Source organism: Aldersonia kunmingensis, assembly GCF_001646865.1.
Classification (GTDB): Bacteria; Actinomycetota; Actinomycetes; order Mycobacteriales; family Mycobacteriaceae; genus Aldersonia; species Aldersonia kunmingensis.
In genome coordinates this window covers 1-6,568 of the sequence record NZ_LRRB01000205.1, presented here as the reverse complement: position 1 = coordinate 6,568, position 6,568 = coordinate 1, and the positions used below count along the sequence as shown (strand labels likewise).

The window sequence follows — 6,568 nt, the reverse complement described above, 5'->3', positions numbered from 1 at the left end:
GCGGCGATCACGTGAACTGCTGTGTGCCCGACGGCGTTCGGCGACCTTACCGGTCAGATGCCCATCGACTGGGCGAGCACCGGCCAGGAGTTGTGGAGGTCATCTTCCCAGTAATTCCACGAATGGGTGCCGGCTGGCTTGAAGTCGAATGTTGCCGGGATACCGAGTTGGCCGAGCCGGGCTGCCAGGTTGTGCGAGCACTGGTTGGTGGCCGCCTCGATGGCACCACCGACGATGATCTGGTTGGCCAAAACATCAACCGAGCCCTTGATCGCCGGGTTTGCGAGCGTGTCGTGCGGGCCGGGGAGGCCGCTACCGCTGGAGACGTAGATCGCGTGACCCCGCAGTTTGTCGGCATGCACCAGCGGGTCGTTCGCCACCCACCCTGGGCCGTTCAGCGGCCCCCACATATTCGTGACGTCGCCCTCACCCCACACATTGACCACCGTCTTCACAAACTCCTGGCCCATCAGGTCCGAGGTTTGGGCACAACCGGAGTACGCACCGATGCCCTTGTACAACCCCGGTGCGGCGATTGCCAGGTTGAACACCGACGTGCCCGACGTCGACAGACCGGCGATCGCGTTGACCTTGGTCGTGTCGAGTGCCGCATCGATGAGCGGCGGCACCTCTTGGGTCAGGAATGTCTGCCACTTGTTATTTCCGAGCTTCGGATCCGTATTGACCCAGTCCGTGTAGTAGCTCCACTTGCCTGCGAGCGGGGTCACGACGTTCACGTGCTTGTCGGCGAAGAAGTTGATGTAGTCGGTTTGGATGCCCCAGGTCGCGCCATCCTCACCGCCACCGCCACCGTTGAGCAGGTACAACGTCGGCGCGGGCTTCTTGGTATCCGCGGGCCGGAGCACGGACAGCATGATGTCGCGGTCCATCGCAGTCGAATGCACCGTGATACGCAGCCGTTGGGGAGCTCGCTGTTCGATCGAGACGATCTTCGACCCGTCTTCCGACGTCACGTTGGGCACCGATGGCGCACCTCCGGACGGCTGAGCAGCGGCGACACCGGCGACACCGGCAATCGGAACCATCATCAGGGCGCTGGTCAAGACGAGTGCGCGCACTCCGAAGCGTCGATTCGCTGTCCTGGCTCTTGGCATGGACCATCAACCTTTCATTCGTTCGAGAGAGGCACAGGCCTGTCCCCCTGCAGACACACGCGTTCGCTTGACGATCGCGGGCGTACTGGACATTGGTCTAACTATCGTCCGCTGTAACCGGAGCGTTACCTGTTCACTGCTTCGAGCGCGCTGCCACGATCTCCTCACCAATCACCGTCACCACATCGGGCGCGGTCATGTGCCAGTGCGTGGCGTTGACAACGCGGTTATGCACTGTCCCGTCAACGAACGCCTGCCACGCTGTCGCCAACACCGATCCGCTCGGATCGTCCGCACCCGCGGTCAAGAATCGAACGTCACCGCGGAAAACACCGGGGGTGTGTCCGGCCAACAGATCGATGTCACGGTTCGCGTTGTCGACCAACGTTTGCAGCAGCGCCTCGGCCGTCTGCGGGTCGATGCCGTACTGCGCAGCAATACCCGCCGCGACGGTCGACGCCGAATCCACGCCGTTTTTACCGGATACCTCGGACCCGGTCGTCTCGACGCCGATACCGCCGAGCAACTCGGCCGCAGAGAGCGCATCCACACTCTCGACTCCCGCGACCCGACTGTTCTCCGGACCGCAGTCGATCATCACCAGGCTCGCGACCTCGTCACGATCGTTCTGCAGCTGCACCGCGATCTCATGCGCGAGCACACCACCGAGCGACCAGCCGAGCAGGTGGTACGGACCGCTCGGCTGCACCGACCGAATTTCACGTACGTAACGCTCGGCCAGGTCGCGTAGCGACGCCGGCGTGAAGTCGGGTTCGGAGAGCGAGGGCGTCTGCACGCCGTAGATCGGTCGATCCCGGTCGACGACACCGGTGAGGCCGCCGTAGCACCATGCGAGCCCGACAATCGGGTGCACGGCAAACACGGGTGCCCCGCTGCCCCCGGACCGGATCGGCAGAATCAAACCGAGGCCCGAGGCGTCGGTACCGGATCCTTCTTGGCGACGTGCGATGGACGCCGGTGTCGGGTCCGAGAACAACCACTGCAGCGGCACCTCGACCCCGTTGTCACGCAGCTCGGCGATGACGCGCACCGCCGAGAGCGAGTTGCCGCCGAGATCGAAGAAGTTGTCGTCGGCGCCGACGGTTTCGATGCCGAGCACCTCCCCGAATGCGGCAGCTACCGCTCGCTCCATCGGGGTGATTGGGGCGCGGTGCACCGCCGACTCGAACTCCGGTGCAGGCAGGGCCTTGCGATCCAGTTTGCCGTTGACCGTCAACGGGATCCGGTCCAGCACCACGAACGCACTCGGCACCATGTACGCCGGCAACGACTCCTCCGCCAGCGAGCGCAACGCCCCGATCTCGAGCACCGCACCCGCGGCGGGCACCACGTAGGCGACCAGGCGAGCATCACCCGGGATGTCCTCGCGCACCACGACCGCGCACTCACCGACACCGGGCAGGCCCGCGACCACGGCCTCGATCTCACCCAACTCGATGCGGAAACCACGCACCTTCACCTGATCATCGGCACGACCGACGAACTCGAGCTCACCGTCACGGGTCCACCGCGCCACGTCACCCGAGCGGTACAACCGGCCGCCGGAACCGAACGGGTCGGCCACGAACCGGGTCGCGTTCAGCTCACTTCGGCCCAGATAGCCGCGCGCCAGCTGACCACCCGAGACATACACCTCACCCGCCACACCCATCGGAGCCGGACGCAACCGCGAATCCAGCACATACAGGCCAAGCCCCGCGATCGGGCCACCCACCACACTCGCGGCGGTATCGGTCGCCTCGATCTGCCGGTGCGTGACATGCACCGTCGTCTCGGTGATGCCGTACATGTTCACCAGGGTGCAGTCCAGATCCGCGCGCCGATCGAACCAGCCGAGCAACCGCCGCGGCTCCAACGCCTCGCCACCGAAGATCACATACCTCAGAGCCAGGTCGGCCGGGCCCGCCCCGTCCGCATGGGCCCGGTCGGCCTCGACGAACTGGTAGAACGCCGACGGCGTCTGATTCAGCACCGTCACACCCTCGGCGGCCACCAGCTCGAGGAACTGCGCTGGGGAACGCGAGGTGAAGTAATCGACCACCACGAGTCGTCCACCGGTCAGCAGCGGACCCCACAACTCCCACACCGAGAAGTCGAACGCAATCGAGTGGAACATCGTCCACACATCCTCGGCACCGAACCCGTACAACTCGTCCGTGCCGGCCAGCAACTCGACCACGTTGCGGTGCGCCACCGCCACACCCTTCGGGCGCCCGGTCGACCCCGACGTGTAGATGACGTAGGCGACGTGCTCGGGCCGCAGCCGTGCTGTGCGCTCGGAAGCCGAAATCGGCTCGCCCGACACAGCACTCACATCCAGGGTGTCGATATCGACCACCGACGTCCCGGCGAACTCGTGCTCACGACCTGTCCACGAAATCACGCACGCCGGTGCCGCATCGGCCACGACGTACTCGATCCGCTCACGCGGATACGTCGGATCCAACGGCACGTAGCCCGCGCCGGCCTCGATGACCGCGAGCACCGCCACCACAAGATCGAGCGACCGCGGCAGAGCCACACCCACCAGCGACTCCGGGCCGACGCCCTGCGCGATCAGCTGCCGCGCCACTCGACGCGCCCGAACGGCCAGCTCGCCGTAGGTCAGCGACTCGCCCTCGAACACCACCGCGACTGCACCCGGATCCCGCGCAACCTGCTCGGAGAACAGGCCCGCCAACGTCGCGGACAGATCCGCACCCGATGCCGCACCCGCACCACTCCACGCACCAACCAACGCCGCCCGCTCGGCCGGCTCGAGGACCTCGATGTCCCCCACAGGGACCTCGGTGTTCCGGGCGAAGGTTCGCAGCACTTGAACGAACCGGTCGGCCAGTGTCTCGATCTCGGTGGTGTCGAACAGGGCCATGTCGTACTTGAGGCCGAGGTCCAGTTTCGCCCCCGCGACGGACACGACCACAGTCAGTGGGTAGTGCGATCCGTCGAGTACCTCGACACCCGTGACCTGCAGCCCGTCGAGCGCAGAACCGGCCTCGCTGAGCGCTTCCTGGTCGACGGGGTAGGACTCGAAGACGAAGAGCGTGTTGAACAGCGCCGCAACGCCGGCTGCCTGGTGAATGTCGGTCAGGCCGATGTAGTGGTGTTCGAGCAGGTCGGCCTGCTCGGACTGCAACCGCTCCAGCAGTGCGGAAATCGTTGCGCCCGCATCGATGCGGACCCGGACCGGGATGGTGTTGATGAACAAGCCGACCATCGACTCGACACCGGCCACCTCCGCCGGGCGACCCGAGACGGTCGCACCGAACACGACATCCGACGACCCGGTCATCCGGCCCAGCAGGATCGCCCACGCCGCCTGCACCATCGTGTTGACCGTGACCCCGAGCCCGGCCGCGGTCTCGGCGAGCCGCGCCGTCTCGGCCTCGCTCAGTCCGACACTGACAGCGCCGGCACCCGACGCGGCGGGCCGAATCCGCGACACCGACTCGAGCACGGTCGGTTCCTCGATCCCGACGAGCGCGTGCGCCCACGTGTCCAGGGAACGCTGGCGGTCCTGCGCGGCCAGCCACACCAGGAAGTTGCGGTAGTCGCGCACTCGCGGCAGCACCGACTGATCACCGCTGACGGCGTAGAGCACCAGCAGGTCCTGCATCAGCAAAGGCATCGACCAGCCATCGAGCAGGATGTGGTGCGCAGTGACACCCAGCTGCCAGGCGTCATGCGCGGTGCGGACCAGCGTGAACCGCACCAGCGGCGGACGGGTCATATCGAAACCGGCCGCCTGATCCGCGGCCAGCACCGCAGCCGCTTGCTCGGCCCGCTCGTTCTCGGACACCGCCGTCAAATCCAGTTCACGCCAAGGCACATCGACCCGGCCCAGCACGAGCTGCACCTCGGTCCCCGCGTTGTCGGTGACGAACGCGGTCCGCAGGTTCGCGTACCGCTCGGTCAACGCCTGCGCCGCGCCGCGCAGTCGTTCGGCGTCGAGATAGCCACCCAGATGCAGGGTCGCCTGCATCGTGTAGACGTCGACGCCGCCAATATCGGCGGTAAGCATGGCGTGAAACCGCAGACCCGACTGCAACGGCGAGAGCTGCCACACGTCGGTCAGGTTCGGATAGCGCAGCTCCCAGCCGTCGATGTCGTTCTGACCCACCGCAACCAACGGCAGATCCGAGGGAGTGAGGCCACCGGCATCCGCCGCCGCACTGTGGCGCGCCAGTCCGGCCAACGCCTCGCTCCACAGATCCGCGAGTTCCTGCACGTCGGCGCGATCCATCACGCCCGGCACGAATGTGAACCCGGCACCGAGCACACCATTGGCACCGACGATCGCGTTGATATCGATCACGGCCTGCGCAGGAATGGTCGACTCGACCTCGGAGGTCAGCGCACCCAACGCCGCCGTGAGTCCCCATCCGATATCGGCCAGTGCCGTAGGCACCTCGGTGCCGCCCACGCGGCCCAGGTAGTTGAAGCTGACCTGTCCGTGCGGCAGCTCGGCCAGCACCGCACCGTCGGGGTTGAACTGGCGAAGCAGCCCGTAGCCCATGCCCCGATCCGGAATCCGGAGAAGCTGCTCCTTGACCGCCTTGATCGCCTCCCCGGCGGCCACGCCACCATTGAACGCATCGGCGAGGTCGATCCCGGCCAGATCCGTGCGCACCGGGTAGGAACTGGTGAACCAGCCCACCGTCCGCGACAGATCCGCACCCGGGATCAGGGTCTCCTCACGACCGTGGCCCTCCATGCGCAGCAGCGCCGAGGAAACGTCGAGACCCCGGTTGCGCCGCCAGGTGACCATCGCCATCGCCAACGCGGCCAGCAGCGCGTCGTTGACACTCGCGCGGTACAGCTCGGGCAGATCGCGCAGCACCGCGTCGGTCACCTCGGCCGGAATGTCGACCGTGACCCTCTCCATCGTGGACTCGACATCGACCTTCGGATCCAGCGCGCGCGAACCCAGCAGCGGATCCTCGACGTCGAGCAACTCGCGCCACAGATCCAGTTCCGCAGCCCTAGCAGGCGCCAGCGCCTCCTCGGCCAACGCATGGGTCCAACGGCGCATCGAAGTACCCGCCGGCGCCAACGCCACCGGCTGACCGGCCGTCAGCTGCGACCACGCGATCGCCATGTCCGGCACCAGAATTCGCCACGAGACACCATCGACCACGAAGTGGTGGCCGACGATGTAGAGGATCCCGTGCCGATCCGCGCCCACAGCGGCACCGGCCGCGCCTTCGGCACTGAAATCGAACCACAGGAACCGAATCAGGTCCCCGGTCTGCGGATCCAGTTCACGCAGCGCCGCATCAGCAGCCTGCGACGCCACCGAATTCAACTCGGCGTCATCGATATCCGCGGGCACCGGGTAATGCCGGATCCAGTCCGCCACATCGACCGACCCCACCGGACGCGCCTCGAAAACCCACTCGCCGTTCTCGTCACGATCCAGCGTTGCCCGCAACATG

Annotated in this window: 2 protein-coding genes; both read right to left on the bottom strand. The window is 66.4% G+C overall.

Annotated features, from left to right (window positions below; translation table 11 throughout):
- Positions 1–53 precede the first annotated feature (53 nt).
- The gene (locus A8G08_RS16040) at positions 54–1,115 is read right to left on the bottom strand and encodes an alpha/beta hydrolase (protein ID WP_084436352.1); all 1,062 of its coding nucleotides are present in this window, start codon (positions 1,113–1,115) and stop codon (positions 54–56) included.
- Positions 1,116–1,248: 133 nt separating this feature from the next.
- The gene (locus tag A8G08_RS16035) at positions 1,249–6,507 is read right to left on the bottom strand and encodes a non-ribosomal peptide synthetase (protein ID WP_222844271.1); all 5,259 of its coding nucleotides are present in this window, start codon (positions 6,505–6,507) and stop codon (positions 1,249–1,251) included.
- Positions 6,508–6,568 lie beyond the last annotated feature (61 nt).

What these genes read in the sequence shown, in the direction of transcription:
- A8G08_RS16040 (WP_084436352.1), bottom strand. Translation starts at nt 1,115, where the DNA reads ATGCCAAGAGCCAGGACAGCGAATCGACGCTTCGGAGTGCGCGCACTC.